Origin of the sequence: Bradyrhizobium sp. (assembly GCF_050014615.1) — a bacterium.
Lineage (GTDB): Bacteria > Pseudomonadota > Alphaproteobacteria > Rhizobiales > Xanthobacteraceae > Bradyrhizobium.
This window is the reverse complement of the sequence record NZ_JBEKCZ010000025.1, coordinates 13,873-35,982: the sequence shown is the minus strand read 5'-3', so window position 1 is coordinate 35,982 and position 22,110 is coordinate 13,873. Positions and strand designations below refer to the sequence as shown.

Sequence of the window (22,110 nt, the reverse complement as noted above, 5' to 3'; positions counted from 1 at the left end):
TGGTCAGGGCGACGCGGGTGGCGATGCTGATCGCGACCCACAACATGGAACTGGCGGGCCGGATGGACCGGCGGGTGTCGCTGGTGGACGGCGAAGTCGTCGAGCTGGAGTAGCCGGGGTTGGGTCATTTCCCAATTGATCCGCCGCGTCCCAAGGTTCCTGAATTGCGTTCCTAGAGCCCTATCGGTTCTGATTGAATTAGAACCGGGCCCTTAATCTTTTGTTTTGGCGCGTTTTCTTCACGCGAACCGGTGTCCACGGAGCCTGTCATCGGGCGCGCATACGCGCGACCCGTTGGCCCGAAAACGCTCCAATCAATTTAATCATGGCGGATGTCCGGGCTGGAAAGCTCGGTGGCTCGGGTGCATATTCCGGGGATGGAATCTCAGGATCCCCAGGGAGTAGCAATCTCTCGATGGTTCGCCGTCGGCACCGCCGTCGCGACGGCCTCTCTGCTGGCCTATGTCGCCCACGACGACCTCGGCCTCACCCGCCAGGAGATTCGCACGCCCTCCCTGATCGCTGCCGCCATTATCGGGCTGGTGGTGGCGACGGAATATTTCGGCAAACGACTTCGCAGACCCAAGTGACCCGGACAAGTGACCCGGACAAGTGACCCAGAAATGCCCGGGGGGGCGAGCCGACATCGCCGGTGCTCGCCAAAGCCGAACCGGCCGCCCCTCCGGCATTGGTTCGGTTTGATTTTGGCAGCGAAGCCCTGTTGGATTTGATCCGCCTCAAGGCCGCGTTGCCGGGATAGCGATAGCCGCCATCATCATGTTCGAAGTGGTGATCAACAATCGCAGGCGGTCCACGTGGGAATGGCAATTATGCGACCGCGAGGGCAAGGTCATATTGGGCGGGCTGGAAAACAGCCGCGCCGCCGCCAAATATGCCGGTGAACGCGCGCTGTTTTTGCTGCTGTTGAACCGGCCGGATATCGATCCTTCCGAAGCGTCCTCGGGACCTTGACGGGCCGGGAGCCCGCATTAACCAAAGGATTTTTTTAGAGGGTCATTTTTCAAACTGACCCACTACCGCCCCTTGACTGCGAGAACAAAAAAGGAACAATGTTCCCTCTATGTTCACATAGCAGGAGGCGGGCATGTTGAGGATTTTTGTGGAAGAAGCGGCGGCGCTGGCGTCGATTGCGCTGTTTGTCGGGATGATCGCGGTCTGGGCGCAGTTGCTGCCCCAGCTCTGAGGTCGCCGGGGCATGGCGCTCGAACCGGGTCCAGCCTGGGGAAAAGCAGGACGGCGGGCGGCAAGGGCGCGTTCCGCGTGGACTCATCCCGTCCGAGGCCTCACCATTGAGGGGCGAGTCGGCCTTTGAGAAGGCCGCCTGGCGCTTCCTCAGGTCCAGCGATTGCCAACGTCCATGACGCAGAAGTCTTCGGCAAATCCGTCCAATGCCGGATTTGTTCACCTCCACGTTCATTCGGCCTATTCGCTGCTGAAGGGGTCGATCAAGATCCAGAAGCTCGGCGAACTGGCCAAGGCGGACCGGCAGCCGGCGCTGGCGCTGACCGACACCGACAACATGTTCGGGGCGCTGGAATTCTCCGACAAGATGGCGGGCTACGGCATCCAGCCGATCATCGGCTGCGAGCTCGCGGTCGATTTCGGCGATCAGGACCCGAGCGCGCGCAATGCGCTGGCGGCGGGACCGGCGCGGATCGTGCTGCTGGCGGCGCGCGAACGCGGCTATCGCAGCCTGATGCGGCTGAATTCGCGGGCGTTCCTCGAAACCCCGACCCATCAATCCCCGCACATCAAGTTCGAATGGCTGGAAGGGGACGCAGAGGACCTGATTGTACTGACCGGCGGCCCGGAGGGGCCGATCTCGCTGGCGATCCATGCCGATCAGGCGGCGCTGGCGGCTGTTCGCTGCGACCGGCTGGCGAGCCTGTTCGGTGACCGGCTCTACATCGAGCTGCAACGCCACGGGCTGGACAAGGAACGCCGCGTCGAGGCCGCGCTGGTCGATCTGGCCTATGCCAAGGGACTGCCGCTGGTCGCGGCCAATGAGCCTTATTTCGCGACCGCGGATGATTACGAGGCCCACGACGCGCTGCTCTGCATCGCCGGCGGGCGGCTCATCGCCGAGACCGACCGCGAGCAGCTGACCCCCGATCACCGGTTCAAGACCCGCGCCGAAATGGCGGTGCTGTTTGCCGATATTCCGGAGGCGCTGGCCTCCACGGTCGAGATCGCGGAGCGCTGCGCGTTCCGCCCGGTCACGCGCAAGCCGATCCTGCCGCGCTTCACGGTCGGCGCGGGCTCGAAAGCCGCCGCCGCCGAAAGCGACGAGGCCGCGGAGTTGCACCGTCAGGCCGAGGAAGGCCTGAGCTACCGGCTCCGGGTTCACGGCCTCGCGCAGGGCACCTCCGAGGAAGACTACCGGGCGCGGCTGGCCTTCGAGATCGACGTCATCACCCGCATGAATTACGCGGGCTACTTCCTGATTGTCGCGGACTTCATCAAATGGGCGAAGGCCGAAGGCATTCCGGTCGGGCCGGGCCGCGGCTCCGGCGCGGGATCGCTGGTCGCCTATGCCCTGACCATCACCGATCTCGATCCGATCCGGTTCGGCCTGCTGTTCGAGCGCTTTCTCAATCCCGAACGCGTGTCGATGCCCGACTTCGACATCGACTTCTGCCAGGACCGGCGCGGCGAGGTGATCGATTACGTGCAGCAGCGCTACGGCCGCGATCAGGTGGCGCAGATCATCACCTTCGGCACTTTGCAGGCACGTGGGGTGCTGCGCGACGTCGGACGCGTATTGCAGATGCCCTATGGGCAGGTCGACCGGCTGACCAAACTGGTGCCGCAGAATCCCGCAGCCCCGGTGACGCTGGCGGCGGCGATCGCGAGCGAGCCGAAGCTGCAGGCGTTTCGCGACGAGGATGCGGTGGTGGCGCGCGCCTTCGACATCGCGCAGCGGCTGGAGGGCCTGACCCGCCACGCCTCGACCCATGCCGCGGGTATCGTGATCGCCGACCGGCCGTTGAGCGAGCTGGTGCCGCTCTACCGCGACCCGAAATCCGACATGCCGGTGACCCAGTTCAACATGAAATGGGTCGAGCCCGCGGGCCTCGTCAAATTCGACTTCCTCGGCCTCAAGACGCTGACGGTGCTCGATGCCGCCGTGAAACTGCTGCGGCAGCGTGGGGTCGAGGTCGATCTCACGACGCTGCCGCTCGACGATGCCGCCAGCTACCAGATGCTGGCGCGCGGCGATGTGGTCGGCGTGTTCCAGGTTGAAAGCCAGGGCATGCGCCGCGCGCTGGTCGACATGCGGCCCGACCGCTTCGAGGACATCATCGCGCTGGTGGCGCTGTATCGCCCGGGCCCGATGGCGAACATTCCGACCTATTGCGCCCGCAAGCATGGCGACGAAGAGCCGGAATATCTGCACCCCATGCTCGAGCCGATCCTGAAGGAGACCTTCGGCGTCATCATCTACCAGGAACAGGTGATGCAGATCGCACAGGTCATGGCCGGCTATTCGCTCGGCGAAGCCGACCTGTTGCGGCGCGCTATGGGCAAGAAGATCCGCTCGGAGATGGAGAAGCAGCGTGCCGGCTTCATCGCCGGCGCGGTCAAGAATGGCGTGCCGAAAGGGCAGGCCGACACAATCTTTGAGCTGTTGGCAAAATTCGCCGATTACGGCTTCAACAAGAGCCACGCGGCGGCTTACGCGCTGGTGTCGTACCACACCGCCTATATGAAGGCGCACTATCCCGTCGAATTCCTGGCGGCGTCGATGACGCTTGACCTCAACAACACCGACAAGTTGTCGGAGTTTCGCGCCGAGGCGCAGCGGCTCGGGATCAAGGTCGAGGCGCCCTCGGTCAACCGCTCCGGCGCCACCTTCGAGGTCAGCGAAGGCACCATCTATTACGCGCTGGCGGCCTTGAAAGGCGTCGGCCCGCAAGCGGTCGAGCTGATCGTGGAGGCGCGCCGCGAAGGGCTGTTCACCTCACTGGCCGATTTCGCGGCCCGGGTTAATCCGCGCGCGATCAACAAGCGCGTCATCGAGAGTCTCGCGGCGGCCGGCGCGTTCGACACGCTGGACTCCAATCGCGCCCGGGTGTTCGCGGGCTCGGAGGCGATCCTGGCGGCATGCCAGCGCAGCCATGAGGCCGCCACCGTGGGGCAGAACGACATGTTCGGCGGCGCCGCCGACGCGCCGACCATCATGCTGCCGCAGGTCGAGCCATGGCTGCCGGCCGACCGGCTGCGGCGCGAATATGATGCGATCGGCTTTTTCCTGTCCGGCCATCCGCTCGATGATTATGCCACCGTGCTGAAACGGCTGCGGGTGCAGTCCTGGGCGGAATTTTCGCGCGCGGTCAAAACCGGCGCGACCGCGGGCAAGGTCGCCGCGACCGTGGTGTCGCGGATGGAGCGGCGCACCAAGACCGGCAACAAGATGGGCATCATCGGGCTGTCCGACCCGACCGGCCATTTCGAAGCCGTGCTGTTTTCCGAAGGGCTGGCCCAGTATCGCGAGGTGCTGGAACCCGGTGCGGCGGTGCTGCTGCAACTCGGCGCCGAACTGCAGGGCGAGGATGTCCGCGCCCGGGTGCTGCACGCCGAGCCGCTGGATGACGCCGCGGCCAAGACCCAGAAGGGGCTGCGCATCTTCGTGCGCGACACCAAGCCGCTCGAATCCATCGCCAAGCGGCTGCAGATGCCCGAGGCAGGGCAGGGTAGTGCGGCCCGTGGCCCGCAGCCGACCAAACCGGCTGCCGCGCCTTCAGGCGGCGCCGACGGCGACGTGTCGCTGGTGATGATGCTGGACCTCGAAACCGAAGTCGAAATGAAGCTGCCGGGCCGCTTCAAGGTCTCGCCGCAAATCGCCGGCGCGATCAAGGCGGTCTCGGGCGTGGTGGACGTGCAGACGCTGTAGGGCTCTGGGCGAGACTTGTGGTAAGAACAATCTGTACCACCGGCTGGAGGTTCCCATGTGCGAGCTGTGCCGCCAAAACAAATTCCATCGGTTCGGACCCTCGCGACGCAACCTGCTTTTTGGGGCTGCGTCGACCGTAGGGCTGTTGTTCGCAAACGCGGCCGGCGCCAAGGAAAAGAAAGCGCCGCCGAAGCCGCAGAATGTATTATCGCCGGCTGCTTCGCTCGAACGTCTGTTGAAAGGCAATGCGCGCTACGTCGAGGGCGTGTCGCTGCGTCACGATTTCAAACATGAACGGGAGGCGCTGGCGTCAGGTCAAAATCCCTACGCCGCCATCTTGAGCTGTGCCGACTCGCGCATCGCGCCCGAATATGCCTTCGATAGCGGCCGGGGCGATCTGTTTGTTTGCCGCGTGGCCGGCAACTTCGCCAACACCGAAAGCATCGCCAGCCTGGAATATGCCGTCGCCGTATTGAATGCGCCGCTGATTCTGGTGCTGGGGCACGACAGCTGCGGCGCGGTCGATGCCGCCATCAAATCCCTCAAGGACGACACGACGCTGCCGGGACACATGCCGTCGCTGGTCACCGGTATTGCACCGGCGGTGAAGGCGGTATCGCAGCAAGGCGGCGATACGCTTTCGAAGGCGATCCGGCAGAACGTGGTCGACAATGTCGCCAAATTGAGCGCCGCCACGCCGATCCTCAGCGCCGCGGTCGAGCAGGGCAAACTCAAGGTCGCCGGCGGCATCTATCGGCTCGGGGATGGCCGAGTCGATATGGTGACCTGAGGCTTGGCCGATCTGGCGGCCAAACCCTCAATCGAGGCGCAAAACGGCGCTCTCGGCGGGATTTGAGCCGCCGCGCCCCGGATTTGCCGTTGTGGGGTCCGGTTTACCCGGCCAAGGGCGGCCAATAAGCCCCGGATTTCCTTGCTTCTGCCGGAAATCCCGCTATATACCGCGCCATCTCACACGGAAACATGGCTCACAAGGCCGTCCGGTGGCAACCGGGCCATAAGGCTCGTTTGCTCACACGTTTCCGGAGGAACCAACCGGAGAATTAGACTATGGCGCTTCCCGATTTTTCTATGCGTCAGCTGCTTGAAGCTGGCGTTCACTTTGGTCACCAATCGCACCGCTGGAATCCGAAAATGGCGGATTTCATTTTCGGTGCGCGCAACAACATCCACATCATCGATCTGGCCCAGACCGTGCCGCTGTTGCATCGCGCGCTGCAGGCCGTCAGCGATACCGTCGCCAAGGGCGGCCGTATCCTGTTCGTCGGCACCAAGCGGCAGGCGCAGGACGGCGTCGCCGAAGCCGCCAAGCGTTCGGCGCAGTATTTCGTCAATTCGCGCTGGCTCGGTGGCACGCTGACCAACTGGAAGACGATTTCCGGTTCGATCAAGCGGCTGCGGCATCTCGATGAAGTGCTCAATTCCGGCGATGCCAATGCCTACACCAAGAAGGAGCGGCTGACGCTGCAGCGCGAGCGCGACAAGCTCGACCGTTCGCTGGGTGGCATCAAGGACATGGGCGGCCTGCCCGACATGATCTTCGTGATCGACACCAACAAGGAAGACATCGCGATCCAGGAAGCCCAGCGGCTCAATATTCCGGTCGCCGCGATCGTCGATACCAATTCCGACCCCAAGGGCATCACCTATGTCGTGCCCGGCAATGACGACGCCGGCCGTGCCATCACGCTGTATTGCGATCTGATCGCGCGCGCCGTCATCGACGGCATTTCGCGCGCGCAGGGCGATTCAGGGATGGATGTCGGCGCGTCAGCACATCCCGTCCGCGAGGCCATTCCGGCGGCTGCGCCGCAGCCCACGGGCTTCCAGGGCCTGGCCGGGCCGCGAGGTGCCGCCGACGATCTCAAGAAGCTCATCGGCGTGTCCGGCGCGATCGAAAAGAAGTTCAACGATCTCGGCATCTTCCACTATTGGCAGCTGGCCGAACTCGATCACGACACCGCGCACAAGATCGGCGAAGAGGTCGGATTGCCGAGCCGGGCCGATGGCTGGGTAGCCCAGGCCAAGGCGATGACGGCGGAAGCCGAATAGCGACGCGCTGGCCGGAACATCCCGGCCAGCAATTTCCAATTGACGGCATTCCTGGTGGTGGACGGCGGCGAGGCGACAGGGCTGCGCCGTGTCCGCCCTGACAGGCAGAGGACGTACATCAATGGCAACAATCACAGCGGCGATGGTCAAGGACCTGCGCGAGACCACTGGCGTCGGCATGATGGACTGCAAGCAGGCGCTGGCCGAGAACGACGGCGACATGCAGGCGGCGATCGACTGGCTGCGCAAGAAGGGCTTGTCGAAGGCCGCCAAAAAGGCCGGCCGCGTCGCTGCGGAAGGCCTGATCGGCGCGGTGACGTCGGGCAACAAGGGCGTGGTGGTCGAGGTTAATTCCGAAACCGACTTCGTGGCGCGCAACGGCCAGTTCCAGGGACTGGTCAAGATGATCGCGCAGGTCGCGCTCGAAGTTGGCGCCGACGTCGAAAAGATCAAGGCCGCGAAGGTCGGCAGTGTGACGGTTCAGACCGCCATTGCGGATGCGATCGCGACCATCGGCGAAAACATGACGTTGCGCCGCGCGGCTTCACTCGAAGTCAGCAAGGGCGTGGTGTCGAGCTACGTGCATAACGCGGTCATCGAGGGCGCCGGCAAGATGGGCGTGATCGTGGCGCTCGAATCATCTGGGAAGACCGACGAGCTGGCCGCGCTCGGCAAACAACTCGCCATGCATGTCGCCGCCGCCAATCCGCAGGCGCTGGATCCGGCGGGGCTCGATCCCGCCGCCATCAAGCGCGAAAAGGACGTTCTGTCAGACAAATACCGTCAGCAGGGCAAGGCCGAGAACGTGATCGAAAAGATCGTCGAGTCCGGTTTGAAGACCTATTACAAGGAAGTCTGCCTGCTGGAGCAGGCCTCGGTCCATGGCGAGCACAACGGCAAGTCGATCGCGCAGGTGCTCAAGGAAGCTGAGGGCAAAGTCGGCGGCCCTGTGAAGATTACCGGATTTGTGCGCTATGCTCTGGGCGAGGGAATCGAGAAGCAGGAAACCGATTTCGCAGCCGAAGTCGCGGCGGTAAGCGGCCAGAAATAGCCGTCCGAACAGTGCTTTCGGCCGGTTTGTTCCGGGAGCCTCCGGGTGGGTTAGGGAAAGCGATTCGCAATGGCTGAGCCGATCTATCGTCGCGTGGTGATCAAGCTCTCGGGCGAATATTTTGCCGGTCCGCACGCGTCCGGCATGGACCAGCCCACCATTGACCGGGTCGCCGGCGACCTGATTGAGGCTCAGCAATTGGGCATCGAAATCGCGGTTGTGGTCGGCGGCGGCAATCTGGTCCGCGGCGTGGAAGTATCCGCGCGCGGCGTCTCCCGGCCGACCGGCGATACCATGGGCATGCTCGCCACCGTGATGAACTGCCTCGCGCTCGAGGCCGCGATCGAACGCCGCGGAGCGCCCGCGCGCACGCTGTCGGCGTTTGTCATGCCGCAGATTTCGGAGCTATTCACCCGAAGCGCCACGCACAGATATCTCGCCGAGGGCCGCATCGTGTTGCTCGGCGGCGGAACCGGCAATCCCTTCTTCACGACCGATACCACGGCGGTATTGCGCGCCGCCGAAATCGGCGCCCAGGCGGTGCTGAAGGCCACCAACGTCGACGGCATTTACAGCGCCGATCCCAAAAAGGATGCCTCCGCCAAGCGATTCGACCGTTTGACTCATTCCCAGGCGATCGAAGGCAACTACAAGGTGATGGACGCGACCGCTTTCGCGCTTGCCCGCGAGACGTCGCTGCCTATCATCGTGTTTTCGATCGCCGAGCCGGGTTCGATCGGTGCGATCTTGCGCGGCACCGGCCAAGGCACCATCGTCGAGGGCTGAGCGGCCTTCAAGGCGCCGAGCGCGCGAAAGGCTGGCGGCCTCGTCGACAAGTTTTCAGGAGGAAGAGCGTATGCCCACGGATAGTTTCGACATCAACGAATTGAAGCGCCGCATGCAGGGTGCCACGCAATCTCTCAAGCACGAACTGGGCGGTTTACGAACCGGCCGCGCCGCGGCCTCGATGCTGGAACCGGTGCAGGTCGATGCCTATGGTACGCATATGCCGCTCAACCAGCTTGCGACCATCAGCGTGCCCGAGCCGCGCCTGCTTTCGGTGCAGGTATGGGACAAGTCGATGGTCAAGGCCGTGGAGAAGGCGATCGTCGATTCCAATCTGGGCTTAAGCCCCGCCACCGAAGGCCAGGTGCTTCGGCTGCGAATTCCCGAACTCAACGAGGATCGGCGCAAGGAACTGGTGAAAGTCGCGCATAAATATGCCGAGGCGGCGAAGGTCGCGGTTCGGCATGTCCGCCGCGACGGCCTCGATACGATCAAGAAGCTTGAGAAGAATCACGAGATTTCCGAGGACGATCAGGAACGTCTGGCCAATGATGTGCAGAAGGCGACTGACGGGACGATCTCGGAGATCGATCAGTTGCTTGCGGTCAAGGAAAAGGAAATCCTCACCGTCTAGGCTATCTTTTTGTTTGAGCGTGGTCCGAGAAAGAACGAAGGCGTTTGTTCGCTGAAACCGGTTTCTGCTGTTGCGGATCATGCGCTGAAGGATTGATCGATGTCGAACGCCGCTGCCCCTGCAACCGAAGGACCGGATCGAACCGACGGTCCGTTGCATGTGGCGATCATCATGGACGGCAACGGGCGCTGGGCGGCGGCCCGCGGTCTGCCGCGCGCGGAAGGCCATCGCCGGGGCGTCGAGGCGTTGCGCCGCGTCGTTCGCGCCGCAAGTGAACTCGGCATTTTGTACCTGACGATTTTTTCCTTCAGCTCGGAAAACTGGTCGCGTCCCGCGACCGAAATCGGCGATCTGTTTGGCCTGCTGCGGCGTTTCATCCGCAACGATCTGGCGACGCTGCATCGCGACGGCGTCCGGGTCCGGGTGATCGGCGAACGCGAGGGATTGGAACCGGATATCTGCGTGCTGCTGAAAGAAGCCGAAGACCTGACGCGCGACAATGTCCGGCTCAATCTCGTGGTCGCGTTCAATTACGGATCGCGGCAGGAAATCGCGCATGCGGCGCGGCGGCTGGCGCAGGAGGTCGCGGAGGGAAAACGTGATCCGGCGTCGATCGATGCCGATGCGCTTGGCCGATACCTCGACGCGCCCGATATTCCCGATCCCGACCTGATCATCCGCACCAGCGGAGAGCAGCGGCTATCAAACTTCCTGATGTGGCAGGCGGCCTACAGCGAACTCGTGTTTGTGCCGATTCACTGGCCGGATTTCGACAAGGCCGCGCTTGAGGGGGCGATTGCCGAATATGCCAGACGGGAGCGCCGTTTCGGCGGTCTGGCCGCGAAAACCGGATCGTGACCGAGGGCGACGCCGCACCGGCGGCTGCCGTCGAGCAGGGGGCGCACAATCTTCTGATGCGCGTGATCGCCGCGCTGGTGCTGGCACCTCTCGCCCTTGCGATCGCCTATGCCGGCGGGTGGCTGTGGACCGTTCTGGCGACGCTGGCGTCGATCGGTCTTTACGTCGAATGGCTGACCATCGTTCGGGCATCGCACGAAACGCGCGTGGTGGCGGCCGGCATTGTCGCGCTCGCGATATCCGGACTTTGTCTGGCAATGGGGCGGATCGATGCCGCCTTGCTTGCACTCGTTGTCGGCTTGGCCGGCGTAGCATTGCTCTCGTCGGAGCGCCGCGGCTGGACGGCGGCGGGATTTCTCTACGCCGCCGCCGCCGAGATCGCTTCGGTGCTGGTGCGGCTGGATCAAACCAAGGGATTTGCGGCGCTGATCCTGATCCTCCTGGTGGTATGGGTGACCGATATCGGCGGCTATTTTGCCGGCCGCGGCATTGGCGGGCCAAAGCTCTGGCCACGGGTCAGTCCCAAGAAAACCTGGGCAGGTGCCGTCGGCGGCTTTGCGGCGAGCCTGGTCGTTGCCGCCGGATTTGCGGCGCTGGGTCTTGGCAAAACCGGACCGATTCTGCTGCTGGGCGCGGCGCTCTCGGTCGCGTCCCAGCTGGGCGATCTGTTCGAGTCCGCCGTGAAACGCCGGTTCGGCGTCAAGGACTCCAGCCACATCATTCCCGGGCACGGCGGCCTGCTGGATCGACTGGATGGCTTCGTCGCGGCGATCGTTGTGGCGGCAATTTTCGGATTTTTGCGGGACGGCGTGGATGGCGTCGGCCGCGGTCTTATGGTTTGGTGAACAACATGAGCGCAGTTCCGTTGCGTAACAATAAGGCCGTGGCACCTGCCGTGCGTTCGGTAACCGTGCTGGGGGCCACCGGCTCGATCGGCGACAGCACAATGGATTTGCTGAGGGCTGCGCGCGACCGCTACCGGGTCGAAGCGTTGACCGCAAATACCAACGTGCAGGCGCTGGCAAAGCTGGCGAAGGAATTCGGCGCGCGCTTTGCGGCCATCGCCGATCCCGCGCGCCTCGCCGAGCTGAAAGATGCGCTGGCCGGGACACGCACCGAATGCGGCGCCGGCGAAAGCGCTATTATCGAAGCCGCGGCCCGTCCGGCGGATTGGGTGATGGCCGCCGTGAGCGGGGCAGCCGGGTTGAAGCCCGCACTCGCGGCCGTCGATCGCGGTGCCAGCGTGGCATTGGCCAACAAGGAATGCCTTGTCTGCGCCGGTGATTTCTTCATGCAGCGCGCGGCAAAGGCCGGAGCCTGTATTCTGCCGGCGGATTCCGAACATAACGCGCTGTTCCAGGCGCTGGGATCCGGCAACCGGGAAGAACTGGTCCGCGTGATCATCACCGCATCGGGCGGACCGTTCCGGACCTGGGCCAGCGCCGATATCGAGCAGGCAACGCTCGCACAGGCCTTGAAACACCCGAACTGGAGCATGGGGCAGAAGATCACCATCGATTCCGCATCGATGATGAACAAGGGGCTCGAGGTCATCGAGGCCTCCTATCTGTTTGCGCTGGCGCCGGATGAGATCGACGTTCTGGTGCACCCGCAGTCGATCATCCACGGCATGGTCGAGTTTTCCGATCGCTCGGTGGTGGCGCAATTGGGCACGCCCGATATGCGCACGCCGATCGCGCATTGCCTCGGCTGGCCCGACCGTATCGTTGGCCCGGCGGCAAAGCTTGATCTTGCCAAGATCGGGCAACTGACCTTCGAAGCTCCCGATTTCGACCGCTTTCCGGGGCTGCGGCTCGCTTACGACGCATTGCGGACCGGCCGCGGTGCGACCACGGTCTATAACGCGGCCAATGAGGTGGCCGTGGCGGCGTTCATCGCCGGCAAGATCAGATTTGGCGCCATTGCCCGGCTGGTCGAGGCAACCCTGGACGCCTGGATACGCTCCGGCAACCTGGCGCCCCTGACCTCCGCCGACGATGCCATCGCCGTTGACCATAATGCGCGAAATAAAGCGGTCACCCTCTTGCCTCAAATTGCCTTAAAGGCATCCTAGAGCGTTGGGGGCAGGGCCTTTAGGCTCTGGTTGAGGGGAAACGGATGTCTGAGTTTTTTCTGCATAGTTTCAATACGTTGAGCCATGGTTTCGTTGGCTACATCATCCCCTTCCTATTCGTTCTTACCATCGTCGTTTTCTTCCACGAGCTCGGTCATTTCCTGGTCGCCCGCTGGGCGGGCGTGAAGGTGTTAACTTTCTCGCTCGGCTTTGGACCGGAACTGGTCGGTTTCAACGACCGATATGGCACCCGATGGAAGATTTCGGCGGTCCCGCTCGGCGGCTACGTCAAGTTCTTCGGCGACGAGAGCGAGGCCTCCACGCCGTCCTCCGAAACCCTCAGCACCATGACCGAAGAGGAGCGTGCGGGAAGTTTCCACCACAAGAAAGTCGGGCCGCGCGCGGCGATTGTGGCCGCCGGTCCGATTGCCAATTTCGTTCTGGCGATCGTGATCTTCACCCTCCTGTTCACGTTTTTCGGCAAGCCCAGCACCACTGCGCGCGTCGATCAGGTCGAGGCGGGCAGTGCCGCGGAGAAAGCCGGTTTCCAGGTTGGTGACGTGGTCACGGCGATCGACGGCACGACCATCGGAAGCTTTTCCGACATGCAGCGGATCGTTGTCACGCACGCCGGCGATCAACTGGTGTTCACCGTCAAACGCGGCGATTCTACCCAGCAGTTGCAGGGGACTCCGGAACTGCGGGAAGTCAAAGATCCGTTCGGGAACACGCATCGGCAAGGCGTGATGGGAATCACCCGTTCCACTTCGGCTGGCGAGGTTACGACCGAGAAGGTCGATCCTGCGACGGCGCTTTGGCTCGGCGTCAAAGAAACCTGGTTCGTGATCGATCAGACGCTGTCCTATATCGGGAATGTTTTCACAGGTCGGGCGAGCGCTGACCAGATCGGAGGGCCGATCCGGATCGCCCAGATTTCCGGTCAGGTCGCGACGCTGGGGCTAACCCCGCTGCTTCACCTTGCGGCCGTGTTGTCGATTTCGATCGGGTTGCTGAATCTGTTTCCGGTGCCGCTGCTCGATGGCGGTCACCTTTTGTTCTACGCCGCAGAAGTGCTGCGCGGGCGTCCGTTGTCGGATCGGTCGCAGGAATACGGGTTCCGAGTCGGGCTCGTATTGGTGCTGATGTTGATGGTGTTTGCCTTCTACAACGACTTCCATCAGGTGCCTTGGCTGAAGAGCCTATTCGGCTGATCGAACAAACGGCTTTTTTATGACGTGGCCGATGGGCAACGTCTTGGAATGAAAATGAAATTGCACTGCGATAGAGCGTTTGCCGGCTTGTTAAAATTAGCTACAAGCGGATCGACACATGGGAATCTGCCGGTTCGTGGGGTGCGACCCGGCACTGGAATGACAAGGGCGCGTTGCGCATGAATGTTGGAATGCGAGTGCGGGGAGGCTTGTTGGCCGCCCTGATCATGGTCGCGATACCGGTTGCTGCCTCTCTGGCAGTTTTAGCTGTTTCGTCGCCGGCCGTCGCCCAGACCGTGGATTCGATCCAGGTCGAGGGCAACCGGCGCGTTGAGGTCGCGACCATCCGTTCCTACTTCAAGGCGGGCCCTGGCGGGCGCCTCGACCAGGGGCATATCGATGACGGCCTGAAGGCCCTGATCGAGACCGGACTGTTCCAGGACGTCAGAATCAATCAGGCGGGTGGCCGTGTGGTGGTGACGGTGGTCGAAAACCCGGTCATCGGCCGCGTCGTCTTCGAGGGCAACAAGAAGGTGAAGGACGAACAGCTTACGTCCGAAATTCAGTCCAAGCCGCGCGGTACGCTGTCACGCCCGATGGTCCAGTCGGACGCGCAGCGGATCGCCGAAATCTACCGTCATTCCGGCCGTTATGACATTACCGTCGTTCCCGAAATCATCGAACAGCCGAACAACCGCGTCGATCTGATTTTCACCATCACCGAGGGCCAGAAAACCGGCATCCAATCGGTCGAGTTCACCGGCAACGTCGCCTATTCGTCATATCGCCTCAGGGATGTCATCAAGACTCGCGAATCGAATCTGCTGAGCTTCCTCGGCGGCAATGACACCTATGATCCGGACCGGATCGAGGCCGATCGCGATCTGATTCGCCGCTATTATCTGAAACATGGTTTCGCCGATGTGCAGGTGGTGGCCGCGCTGACGGAATACGATCCGCAGCGCAAGGGCTTCCTGGTGACCTTCAAGATCGAGGAGGGCCAGCAGTACCGGGTTGCCTCGGTCAACTACCAGTCCAGCATCGGCGCGCTTGACGGAAATTCACTCAGCCGTTTCTCGCGCGTCTTCGTCGGGTCGCTCTACAACGCCGAAGCGCTGGAGAAATCCGTCGAGGAAATGCAGATCGAGGCGTCGCGGCGCGGGTTCGCCTTTGCGATCGTGCGCCCGCGCGGTGACCGCAACTTCGAGGCGCATACCGTTTCCATCGTCTTCACCATCGACGAAGGCCCGCGGACCTATATCGAGCGAATCAACATCCGCAACAACACCCGCACCCGGGACTACGTGATCCGCCGCGAATTCGATATTTCCGAGGGCGACGCGTATAATCGCGCGCTGGTCGATCGCGCCGAGCGCCGCCTGAAAAACCTCGATTTCTTCAAGACCGTGAAAATCACGACCGAACCCGGCTCATCGAGTGATCGCGTGATTCTCATTGTCGAACTCGAAGAGAAATCCACCGGCGACTTCTCGGTATCGGGCGGTTATTCGACCACCGATGGTCCGCTCGCCGAGGTCAGCATTTCCGAACGTAACTTCCTCGGACGTGGTCTGTTTGCGAAAGCGTCAGTGACGTATGGCGAGTACGCGCGCGGCATATCGCTTTCGTTTGTCGAGCCTTATTTGCTGGATTACCGTGTCGCCCTTGGCCTCGACACCTATTATCGCGAGCAGCTTGCCAACAGCTATATTTCGTACGGCACCACGACCATCGGCTTCAGTCCGCGGATCGGTCTGGCCTTGCGTGAAGATCTCACCTTGCAGCTGCGTTATTCGATCTATCAGCAGAATATCTCGCTGCCGTATTATCTGGATAGCTGTAACAACAATCCAGCGAACGGCCTGCTCGCGTTCAACCCGTCCCCGGCCTATGTGAATGGCGTCGGTGGCCCCGCGGTCGCCCTGGCGCAAGGCGCGACGCCGGATGCTTCGGCGATTGGTCTGTGGTGCTACAGCGACGGTCAAGCCTCGTTGCCGGTCCGCAAGGAACTGGCGAACGGCGCTACCATTACCTCGGCCGTCGGTTATTCGCTGGATTACAACACGCTGGATAACAACAAGAACCCGACCGACGGCCTGCTGGTCGATTTCAAGCAGGATTTCGCCGGCGTCGGCGGCGACGTCACCTATCTGAAATCCGCGATCGACGCAAAATACTATACCCCGCTGGTGGCCGATATCGTCGCGTTGGTCCATGGCCAGACCGGCCTTCTGACCCAGGTCGGCAGCAACAGCGTTCGCATGCTCGATCAGTTCCAGATGGGCCCGAATCTGGTCCGCGGCTTTGCCCCGAACGGCATTGGCCCGCGCGACATCAATCCCTACGGCACCCAGGACGCGCTCGGCGGCACCAAATATTGGGGTGCTTCGCTGGAGTTTCAGATGCCGTTCTGGTTCCTGCCGAAGGAAATCGGCTTGAAGGGCGCGGTCTATGCCGACGCCGGCGGGCTATATGACTATACCGGGCCGACGTCCTGGGCTCAGACCGGCGAAGTCAACGTGCCGGGTTGTATACCGCCCACGAACAGTCCGAACGTCGCTCCCAATCCTGGAACTTGCTTGGGACTGCAGTATAACGACTCCAACGTTATCCGCAGTTCGGTGGGTGTCGGTTTGATCTGGGCGTCGCCGTTCGGTCCGCTGCGCTTCGATTATGCGGTTCCGCTCACCAAGAGCCCGTATGACCGGCTGCAGCAATTCAGGTTCGGCGGCGGTACCTCGTTCTGAGTTTAATCGCCGGCCAGACCGCGACGGGTGGAATGGCGCAACCTGTATTCTTTGAGCAACCACCTTCGTCGACGCTGGCCGAAATCGCCGCGTTGACGAAGGCGTGTCTGGCCGATGCGTCGCAGGGGGGCCTTGAGATCACCGGGCTGGCGTCGCTCGACGAAGCCGGCCCGAGGCATCTGACTTTCTTCGATAACCTCAAATACGCCGATCAACTGGCTTCGACGAAGGCGGGGGCGTGCCTGGTCAACGAGCGATTCGAGGTCAGCGTCCCGGCTCATGTTGCGGTATTGCGGGCCGACCATCCATTCCGGGAATTCGTGAAAATCGCGCGCCAGCTCTACAGCGACGTGCTTCGTCCCCAATCCTGGTTCGGCAATGCCGGCATCGCGGCCTCTGCCGTGATCGACCCGACCGCGCGTCTGGAAGATGGTGTGATCGTCGATCCGCTCGCGGTGATCGGCCCGAACGTTGAAATCGGCGCCGGAACGGTTATCGGCGCGGGCGCCATGATCGCGGCCAATGTCAGGATCGGAAGGGATTGTGACGTCGGCGCGCGGTGCTCCATTCAGTTCGCGCTGATTGGAAACAATGTCCTGATCCATCCCGGCTGCTGCATCGGACAGGACGGGTATGGCTTTGTGTTTGGTCCGGACGGCCATTTGAAAGTACCGCAAACCGGCCGCGTCCTGATCCAGAACGGCGTGGAGATCGGCGCCGGGACCACCATCGATCGCGGCAGCCTGCGCGACACGGTGATCGGTGAAGGCACGAAAATCGACAATCAGGTCCAGATCGGCCACAATGTGACAGTCGGCAGGCATTGTCTGCTCGCGGCCCAGATCGGGTTGGCGGGCAGCCTGACGCTTGGCGACAATGTGGCGCTGGGCGCCAAGGTGGGCATCAACAACCATGTCCACATCGGCGACGGTGCCCAGGTGACGGGGATGAGCGGCGTCAAGGATGACATTCCGGCCAACGGGCGCTGGGGTGGCTTCTTTGCAAAGCCGACCAAACAGTGGTTCCGGGAGATCATCGCGGTGGAGCGTTTGGCGCGCGACGGCACGCCCGATCCGAAGGGCAAGGGGCAGGATTGATGGAGGAGGCAGCGGTCACATTTGCGCTCGTGGATATCAACGAAATCCTCAAGACGCTCCCGCACCGGTATCCGATGCTGCTGATCGACCGGGTGATCAATATTCGCAGCGATTACAGCGGCATCGGCATCAAGAATGTCACTTTCAACGAACCGGCGTTTCTTGGGCATTTTCCCGACCGGCCGGTCTATCCGGGCGTGATGATGATCGAGGCCATGGCACAGACCGCGGGTGTCATCGGAATCAAATCGGTCGAAGGCACCGCGAAGCCGCGCGCGGTTTATTTTCTGACCATCGACAAGTGCAAATTCCGCAAGCCGGTGATGCCCGGCGATACCGTCGAGTACCACATGCGCAGCATCGGCAGACGCAAGGCGATGTGGTGGTTTCACGGCGACGCCAAGGTGATGGGCGTGACCGTGGCCGAAGCCGACGTTGGCGCGATGCTGACGGACTGACGAGAGACCGATGCGCACGATTGGTGCTTTCGTCACGATGCTCCAATCGACAGGACGGAAATAGCGTGTTTTAATTTCCGCGACAGAGTTGGGAAGCATCCAATGCGTACCGCGATCGCAGTCGCCATTTCGGCCGCACTCCTGGTAGGTCTGAGCGCCGGCGTGGAAGCCGGCCAGACCTGCATCGCCAAGGCCACCGAAGCGCTGCCGCGCATTACCGGGCTCGTGGTCAAGAAGTCACGGACGCGTCCGGTGTCACCCGAGATTTTGGCTTCGTGGAAGGGCCAGTCGCGGCCGATTATCGTCGATGTCGACGTCGACAGTGCAGGTGAGGCGCAAACCTATTCCTACATGTGCGTGATAACGCAGGGATCTGCGTTCGTGCAGCGCACGATGAATTAGTCGACGGGCGCTGCGACCGGACACGACAAGAGCTTGTCCGAAGACGCTCTCTCAATCCTCGCCCTTGAGCTGCGGACCTTGCGTCCTGCGAATTTCGCCGATGGCAATGAATGTCAGCACCGCAAGGATGGTCAATCCTATCATCATCGCGCTAATCCCTGTATCTCCTGGCTCGATTGTAGGGACGCGGCGGCGGTTTTTCGCGCTCAAATGCTACCCATGCGTCTCGAAGTTTGAGCACGGACTGGCCCAAGCAATGGGCATGGGGGCCTATCGCCTGTTCGCCGTTAACCAATCACGACGACATGGAACGTAACCAGACGTCACTGGACAGCCTCGGCAGCCCGGGCTAACCACTGCAAAATCAAACAGATGCCCACCTGAGCGACAGGCGACAAGAGACTTTCGATGAGCACGATCGATCCCACCGCGCGGATTGAAGATGGCGCTGTGATCGGCGAGGGCACCTCGATCGGTCCCTATTGTGTCATCGGGCGCCACGTCGTTATCGGCGCCAACTGCAGGCTGATCGCGCATGTCCACATCACCGCGCAGACCAGCATCGGCGACGATACCACGATCTATCCTTTCGTCTCGCTGGGCACGCCGCCGCAATCGCTGAGCTACCGCGGCGAACTGACCAGGCTTGAGATCGGCCAGGGCTGCACGATCCGGGAATCGGTGACCATGAACGCCGGGACCGTGGCCGGTGGCGGCATCACCCGCGTCGGCGACCGCGGCTATTTCATGAATTGCAGCCATGTCGGTCACGATTGCCAGGTCGGCAACGACGTGATCTTCGCGACCTCGGCGACGCTTGGCGGTCACTGCGAGATCGGCGACTTTGTTTTCATCGGCGGGTTGTCCGCGGTGCACCAGTTCACGCGGATCGGACCGCAGGTGATGGTCGGCGGAGTCTGCGGGGTTCGCGGCGACGTGATTCCGTTCGGCCTCGTCAATGGCCAGTACGCCAGCCTCGAAGGTCTCAACGTCATCGGCATGAAGCGCCGCAAATTCACCAAAGAACGGCTGGCCACGGTGCGCTCGTTCTATCAAAAGCTGTTCCATGGACCCGGCATTTTTGCCGAACGGCTGAGCGCGGCGCAGCCGATGGCGAGCGCGGATCCCGCGATCGCGCAAATCCTGAGCTTTATCGACGACGGCAAGCATCGCGCCTTGTGCCTTCCGGCTGACCCGCGCGACAGACATTGATGACGGGGCCGCCGGAGCCATGACATCGGAGGCCTTGAAGATTTCATCGCCGGTTGGCCTGATCGCGGGAGGCGGCGTGATGCCGTTCGCGGTCGCCGATTCCCTGATCGCCCGCGGCATTGATCCCGTTGTTTTTGCGCTGAAGGGCGCCTGCGATCCGGTGGCCGCGGAACGTTTTCGCCATCACTGGATATCGGTCGGTCAGCTCGGCCGGGCTGAGAAGCTGTTTCGCGCCGAAAACTGCCGGGATCTGGTTTTCATCGGCACGCTGGTGCGGCCGGCGCTATCCGAGATCAGGCTCGATTGGATGACGGTCCGTGTCCTGCGCCGGGTGTGGGCGGCGTTCCGGGGCGGGGACGATCACCTGTTGTCCGGGATCGGCAGCCTTCTCGAGCATGACGGCTTCCGGATGGTGGGAATCAAGGATGTCGCCCCCGATCTGCTGATGCCGCAGGGTTGTCTCACCCGGACATCGCCCGATGAAAATTCCGCCGCCGACATCGCCAGGGGACGCGACGTGCTTCGTGCGCTCAGTCCCTTCGACATCGGCCAGGCCGCCATCGTGATCGACGGTCACGTGGTCGGGGTGGAGGACATCGAAGGCACCGATGGACTGTTGGCGCGGGTTGCGCGCCTGCGCGCGGAAGGCCGCATTCGCGCCAAGACCGGACTCGGCGTGCTGGTGAAGGCTCCCAAAAGCGGACAGGATCTGCGCTTTGATCTGCCGACCATAGGGCCGCGAACCGTCGAGGGCGCGGCGGCGGCGAAACTGGCCGGGATCGCGATCGTCGCTGGCAATACCATTGTGGTCGAACCGCAGAGCGTGATCGAGGCCGCCGACGCGGCGGGTCTTTTTGTGACCGGTTTGCCTGCGTGATGCCGGCGCGCAGCACCAGCAACGTCGCGCGAAAAATATTCCTGATCGCGACGGAGGAATCGGGCGATCGGCTCGGCGCCAATTTGATGAAAGTATTGCGCCAGCGTCTCGGCGGCGCGGTGCGGTTTGAAGGCGTCGGCGGCCAGTCGATGGCCCGTGAAGGTCTGGTATCGCTGTTTCCGATCGAGGAGCTGTCGATTATCGGACTGGCGGCGGTTGCCCGGCAGCTGCCGAAGATCCTGCGGCTGATCCGGCAGACCAGCCGTGCGGTCACGCAGGCCTCGCCCGATATCCTCGTGATCATCGACAGTCCCGACTTTACCCATCGGGTGGCGCGACGCGTGCGCGCCCGCGACCCCTCGATCCCGATTGTCGACTATGTGTCCCCCTCGGTCTGGGCGTGGCGGCCCGGCCGGGCGCGGGCGATGTGTCGCTATGTCGACCACGTCCTTGCGCTATTGCCGTTCGAGCCCGAGGAATATCGCAGGCTGCATGGACCGCCCTGCAGCTATGTCGGTCATCCCCTGACCGAGCAGACCGGGACGCTGCGGCCCAACGCCGACGAGCAGAAACGCCGCGATGAAGCGCCGCCGGTGCTGTTGGTGTTGCCGGGAAGTCGCCGCAGCGAGATCAGGCATCACATGGCGGTGTTCGGTGAGACGCTGGGCCGGCTGCGCGACGAGGGTGTCGCGTTTGAGCTGATCCTGCCGACCATGCCGCATCTGCTGGAAGCGGTCAGCGAAGGCCTCAAGAGCTGGACGGTAACGCCGCGGGTCGTGATCGGCGAGCAGGAAAAGCGCGCGGCGTTCCGGATCGCCCGCGCAGCCTTCGCCAAGTCAGGCACCGTGACGCTGGAACTCGCGCTCGCCGGGGTCCCGATGGTGACGGCGTACCGGACCGGCGCGATCGAGGCGTGGATCCTGATCCGCGCCATCAACGTGAAGTCAGTCATTCTGGCCAATCTGGTGGTCGGCGAGAACGTCGTTCCGGAATTCCTGCAGGACGATTGCACGCCAGAAAAACTGATCCCCGCGCTGCGCGACCTGCTCGAGGATTCTCCGTCGCGACGCCGTCAGGTCGAGGCCTTCGCCGGGATCGACAACATCATGTCAACCGGCAACCAGCCGCCCGGCGTGCGTGCGGCCGATATCGTGCTTGAGACGTTGCGCAAGGCGAGGGGATCAAACTAGCAAACTCTAACGAATGCCAAAGGCCTGCACGATGAGCGGCGTGTCGACGATCACATGGGGGGCGACGGCGTGATAGCCGAGCGCATGGACCCAGGCGTTTCCGGTGCGCAGCGTGATGAAGGTCTTGATCATGCCGGGACCGAGATAGCCCAATACCACGAAGATCAGCGACAAAGCCGCGTCGCGCGATGAATCAAACGCCGACCAGCCTTCGACGATATGCATGAGCGCGTAGGTCAGCCCGCCAAGCAGCACGGTCGTCGTCGCCGAGCCCGTCAGTTTGAGATAGCGCGGGATCAGGATCGCATAGATCAGCACCATTGTGGGCAACACCGTGCCGATGAAAAAGAGGACGAAGCTGAGCGGCGCGCCCAGCAGAATCTGGGGCAGGCGGAGGCGGAGGAGGCCGCCGCCGAACGAGCCAAGCTCGAACAGGCTTTCGATGAGGCAAACCGCGCCGATCACCAGAAAATCGTTGCGCCGGTTCGTCGAGCGAAGATTGAGTTGGATAGGATCGTAGCGCCGGCG

General features: G+C 62.7%; 20 protein-coding genes and 1 pseudogene. 20 read left to right on the top strand and 1 reads right to left on the bottom strand.

Features of this window, described 5'->3' with window-relative positions; all coding sequences use genetic code 11:
- The 20 genes and pseudogenes from ABR948_RS06485 to lpxB form a co-directional block, all read left to right on the top strand.
- Positions 1-113 (top strand): annotated as a pseudogene (locus ABR948_RS06485) (ABC transporter); the annotation flags it as partial.
- A 240-nt stretch (positions 114-353) separates the two neighbouring features.
- Positions 354-590: a hypothetical protein gene (locus ABR948_RS06480; RefSeq protein ID WP_428114799.1), complete on the top strand. Its 237-nt coding sequence runs from the start codon at positions 354-356 to the stop codon at positions 588-590.
- Positions 591-777: 187 nt separating this feature from the next.
- Entirely contained in the window at positions 778-972 is a 195-nt protein-coding gene (locus tag ABR948_RS06475) for a hypothetical protein (protein ID WP_428114796.1), read from the top strand.
- Between the two features lie 406 nt (positions 973-1,378).
- Positions 1,379-4,915, top strand: coding sequence for a DNA polymerase III subunit alpha (gene dnaE / locus ABR948_RS06470; RefSeq protein ID WP_428114793.1), 3,537 nt, complete (start codon positions 1,379-1,381; stop codon positions 4,913-4,915).
- 55 nt (positions 4,916-4,970) lie between these two features.
- Complete coding sequence (locus ABR948_RS06465; protein ID WP_428114791.1) at positions 4,971-5,705, top strand: carbonic anhydrase; 735 nt, start codon at positions 4,971-4,973, stop codon at positions 5,703-5,705.
- A gap of 278 nt (positions 5,706-5,983) precedes the next feature.
- On the top strand, positions 5,984-6,985 hold the full coding sequence (locus ABR948_RS06460) for a 30S ribosomal protein S2 (protein WP_428114789.1): 1,002 nt from the start codon (positions 5,984-5,986) through the stop codon (positions 6,983-6,985).
- Between the two features lie 121 nt (positions 6,986-7,106).
- Positions 7,107-8,036, top strand: coding sequence for a translation elongation factor Ts (tsf, locus tag ABR948_RS06455; RefSeq protein WP_428114787.1), 930 nt, complete (start codon positions 7,107-7,109; stop codon positions 8,034-8,036).
- Between the two features lie 69 nt (positions 8,037-8,105).
- The gene (pyrH, locus tag ABR948_RS06450) at positions 8,106-8,822 is read left to right on the top strand and encodes a UMP kinase (protein ID WP_428114784.1); all 717 of its coding nucleotides are present in this window, start codon (positions 8,106-8,108) and stop codon (positions 8,820-8,822) included.
- A 70-nt stretch (positions 8,823-8,892) separates the two neighbouring features.
- Positions 8,893-9,456 (top strand): ribosome recycling factor, encoded by a 564-nt coding sequence (gene frr, locus ABR948_RS06445; protein WP_428114782.1) that lies wholly within the window; start codon positions 8,893-8,895, stop codon positions 9,454-9,456.
- Between the two features lie 99 nt (positions 9,457-9,555).
- On the top strand, positions 9,556-10,314 hold the full coding sequence (locus ABR948_RS06440; RefSeq protein WP_428114779.1) for an isoprenyl transferase: 759 nt from the start codon (positions 9,556-9,558) through the stop codon (positions 10,312-10,314).
- On the top strand, positions 10,311-11,159 hold the full coding sequence (locus ABR948_RS06435) for a phosphatidate cytidylyltransferase (protein WP_428114777.1): 849 nt from the start codon (positions 10,311-10,313) through the stop codon (positions 11,157-11,159). The genes ABR948_RS06440 and ABR948_RS06435 overlap by 4 nt, the downstream gene beginning before the upstream one ends.
- 5 nt (positions 11,160-11,164) lie before the next feature.
- Positions 11,165-12,388, top strand: a complete 1,224-nt coding sequence (dxr, locus tag ABR948_RS06430) for a 1-deoxy-D-xylulose-5-phosphate reductoisomerase (protein ID WP_428114774.1) — start codon at positions 11,165-11,167, stop codon at positions 12,386-12,388.
- A gap of 44 nt (positions 12,389-12,432) precedes the next feature.
- Positions 12,433-13,599, top strand: coding sequence for an RIP metalloprotease RseP (gene rseP / locus ABR948_RS06425; protein ID WP_428114772.1), 1,167 nt, complete (start codon positions 12,433-12,435; stop codon positions 13,597-13,599).
- A 179-nt stretch (positions 13,600-13,778) separates the two neighbouring features.
- Positions 13,779-16,346 carry an outer membrane protein assembly factor BamA gene (gene bamA / locus ABR948_RS06420; RefSeq protein ID WP_428114770.1) on the top strand — a complete coding sequence of 856 codons (2,568 nt, stop codon included), beginning with the start codon at positions 13,779-13,781 and terminating at the stop codon, positions 16,344-16,346.
- Positions 16,347-16,378: 32 nt separating this feature from the next.
- Positions 16,379-17,443, top strand: coding sequence for a UDP-3-O-(3-hydroxymyristoyl)glucosamine N-acyltransferase (gene lpxD, locus ABR948_RS06415; protein WP_428114768.1), 1,065 nt, complete (start codon positions 16,379-16,381; stop codon positions 17,441-17,443).
- Entirely contained in the window at positions 17,443-17,901 is a 459-nt protein-coding gene (gene fabZ, locus ABR948_RS06410) for a 3-hydroxyacyl-ACP dehydratase FabZ (RefSeq protein ID WP_428114766.1), read from the top strand. The genes lpxD and fabZ overlap by 1 nt, the downstream gene beginning before the upstream one ends.
- A 102-nt stretch (positions 17,902-18,003) precedes the next feature.
- Entirely contained in the window at positions 18,004-18,303 is a 300-nt protein-coding gene (locus ABR948_RS06405; RefSeq protein WP_428114765.1) for a hypothetical protein, read from the top strand.
- A 408-nt stretch (positions 18,304-18,711) separates the two neighbouring features.
- On the top strand, positions 18,712-19,515 hold the full coding sequence (lpxA, locus tag ABR948_RS06400) for an acyl-ACP--UDP-N-acetylglucosamine O-acyltransferase (protein ID WP_428114762.1): 804 nt from the start codon (positions 18,712-18,714) through the stop codon (positions 19,513-19,515).
- Between the two features lie 19 nt (positions 19,516-19,534).
- Complete coding sequence (locus ABR948_RS06395; protein ID WP_428114760.1) at positions 19,535-20,392, top strand: LpxI family protein; 858 nt, start codon at positions 19,535-19,537, stop codon at positions 20,390-20,392.
- Positions 20,392-21,582: a lipid-A-disaccharide synthase gene (gene lpxB, locus ABR948_RS06390; RefSeq protein ID WP_428114757.1), complete on the top strand. Its 1,191-nt coding sequence runs from the start codon at positions 20,392-20,394 to the stop codon at positions 21,580-21,582. Before ABR948_RS06395 ends, lpxB begins: the two co-directional genes overlap by 1 nt.
- A gap of 6 nt (positions 21,583-21,588) precedes the next feature.
- Here lpxB and ABR948_RS06385 read toward each other — a convergent pair whose 3' ends face one another.
- Entirely contained in the window at positions 21,589-22,047 is a 459-nt protein-coding gene (locus ABR948_RS06385) for a hypothetical protein (RefSeq protein WP_428114803.1), read from the bottom strand.
- Positions 22,048-22,110: the final 63 nt, after the last annotated feature.

Excerpts from the sequence above, each read along its gene's own strand:
- dxr (WP_428114774.1), top strand. The coding sequence starts at position 11,165 with ATGAGCGCAGTTCCGTTGCGTAACAATAAGGCCGTGGCACCTGCCGTG.
- fabZ (WP_428114766.1), top strand. The coding sequence starts at position 17,443 with ATGGAGGAGGCAGCGGTCACATTTGCGCTCGTGGATATCAACGAAATC.
- ABR948_RS06440 (WP_428114779.1), top strand. The coding sequence starts at position 9,556 with ATGTCGAACGCCGCTGCCCCTGCAACCGAAGGACCGGATCGAACCGAC.
- lpxB (WP_428114757.1), top strand. The coding sequence starts at position 20,392 with ATGCCGGCGCGCAGCACCAGCAACGTCGCGCGAAAAATATTCCTGATC.
- dnaE (WP_428114793.1), top strand. The coding sequence starts at position 1,379 with ATGACGCAGAAGTCTTCGGCAAATCCGTCCAATGCCGGATTTGTTCAC.
- ABR948_RS06475 (WP_428114796.1), top strand. The coding sequence starts at position 778 with ATGTTCGAAGTGGTGATCAACAATCGCAGGCGGTCCACGTGGGAATGG.
- bamA (WP_428114770.1), top strand. The coding sequence starts at position 13,779 with ATGAATGTTGGAATGCGAGTGCGGGGAGGCTTGTTGGCCGCCCTGATC.
- lpxD (WP_428114768.1), top strand. The coding sequence starts at position 16,379 with ATGGCGCAACCTGTATTCTTTGAGCAACCACCTTCGTCGACGCTGGCC.
- tsf (WP_428114787.1), top strand. The coding sequence starts at position 7,107 with ATGGCAACAATCACAGCGGCGATGGTCAAGGACCTGCGCGAGACCACT.
- ABR948_RS06395 (WP_428114760.1), top strand. The coding sequence starts at position 19,535 with ATGACATCGGAGGCCTTGAAGATTTCATCGCCGGTTGGCCTGATCGCG.
- frr (WP_428114782.1), top strand. The coding sequence starts at position 8,893 with ATGCCCACGGATAGTTTCGACATCAACGAATTGAAGCGCCGCATGCAG.
- rseP (WP_428114772.1), top strand. The coding sequence starts at position 12,433 with ATGTCTGAGTTTTTTCTGCATAGTTTCAATACGTTGAGCCATGGTTTC.
- ABR948_RS06460 (WP_428114789.1), top strand. The coding sequence starts at position 5,984 with ATGGCGCTTCCCGATTTTTCTATGCGTCAGCTGCTTGAAGCTGGCGTT.
- pyrH (WP_428114784.1), top strand. The coding sequence starts at position 8,106 with ATGGCTGAGCCGATCTATCGTCGCGTGGTGATCAAGCTCTCGGGCGAA.
- lpxA (WP_428114762.1), top strand. The coding sequence starts at position 18,712 with ATGAGCACGATCGATCCCACCGCGCGGATTGAAGATGGCGCTGTGATC.
- ABR948_RS06465 (WP_428114791.1), top strand. The coding sequence starts at position 4,971 with ATGTGCGAGCTGTGCCGCCAAAACAAATTCCATCGGTTCGGACCCTCG.
- ABR948_RS06405 (WP_428114765.1), top strand. The coding sequence starts at position 18,004 with ATGCGTACCGCGATCGCAGTCGCCATTTCGGCCGCACTCCTGGTAGGT.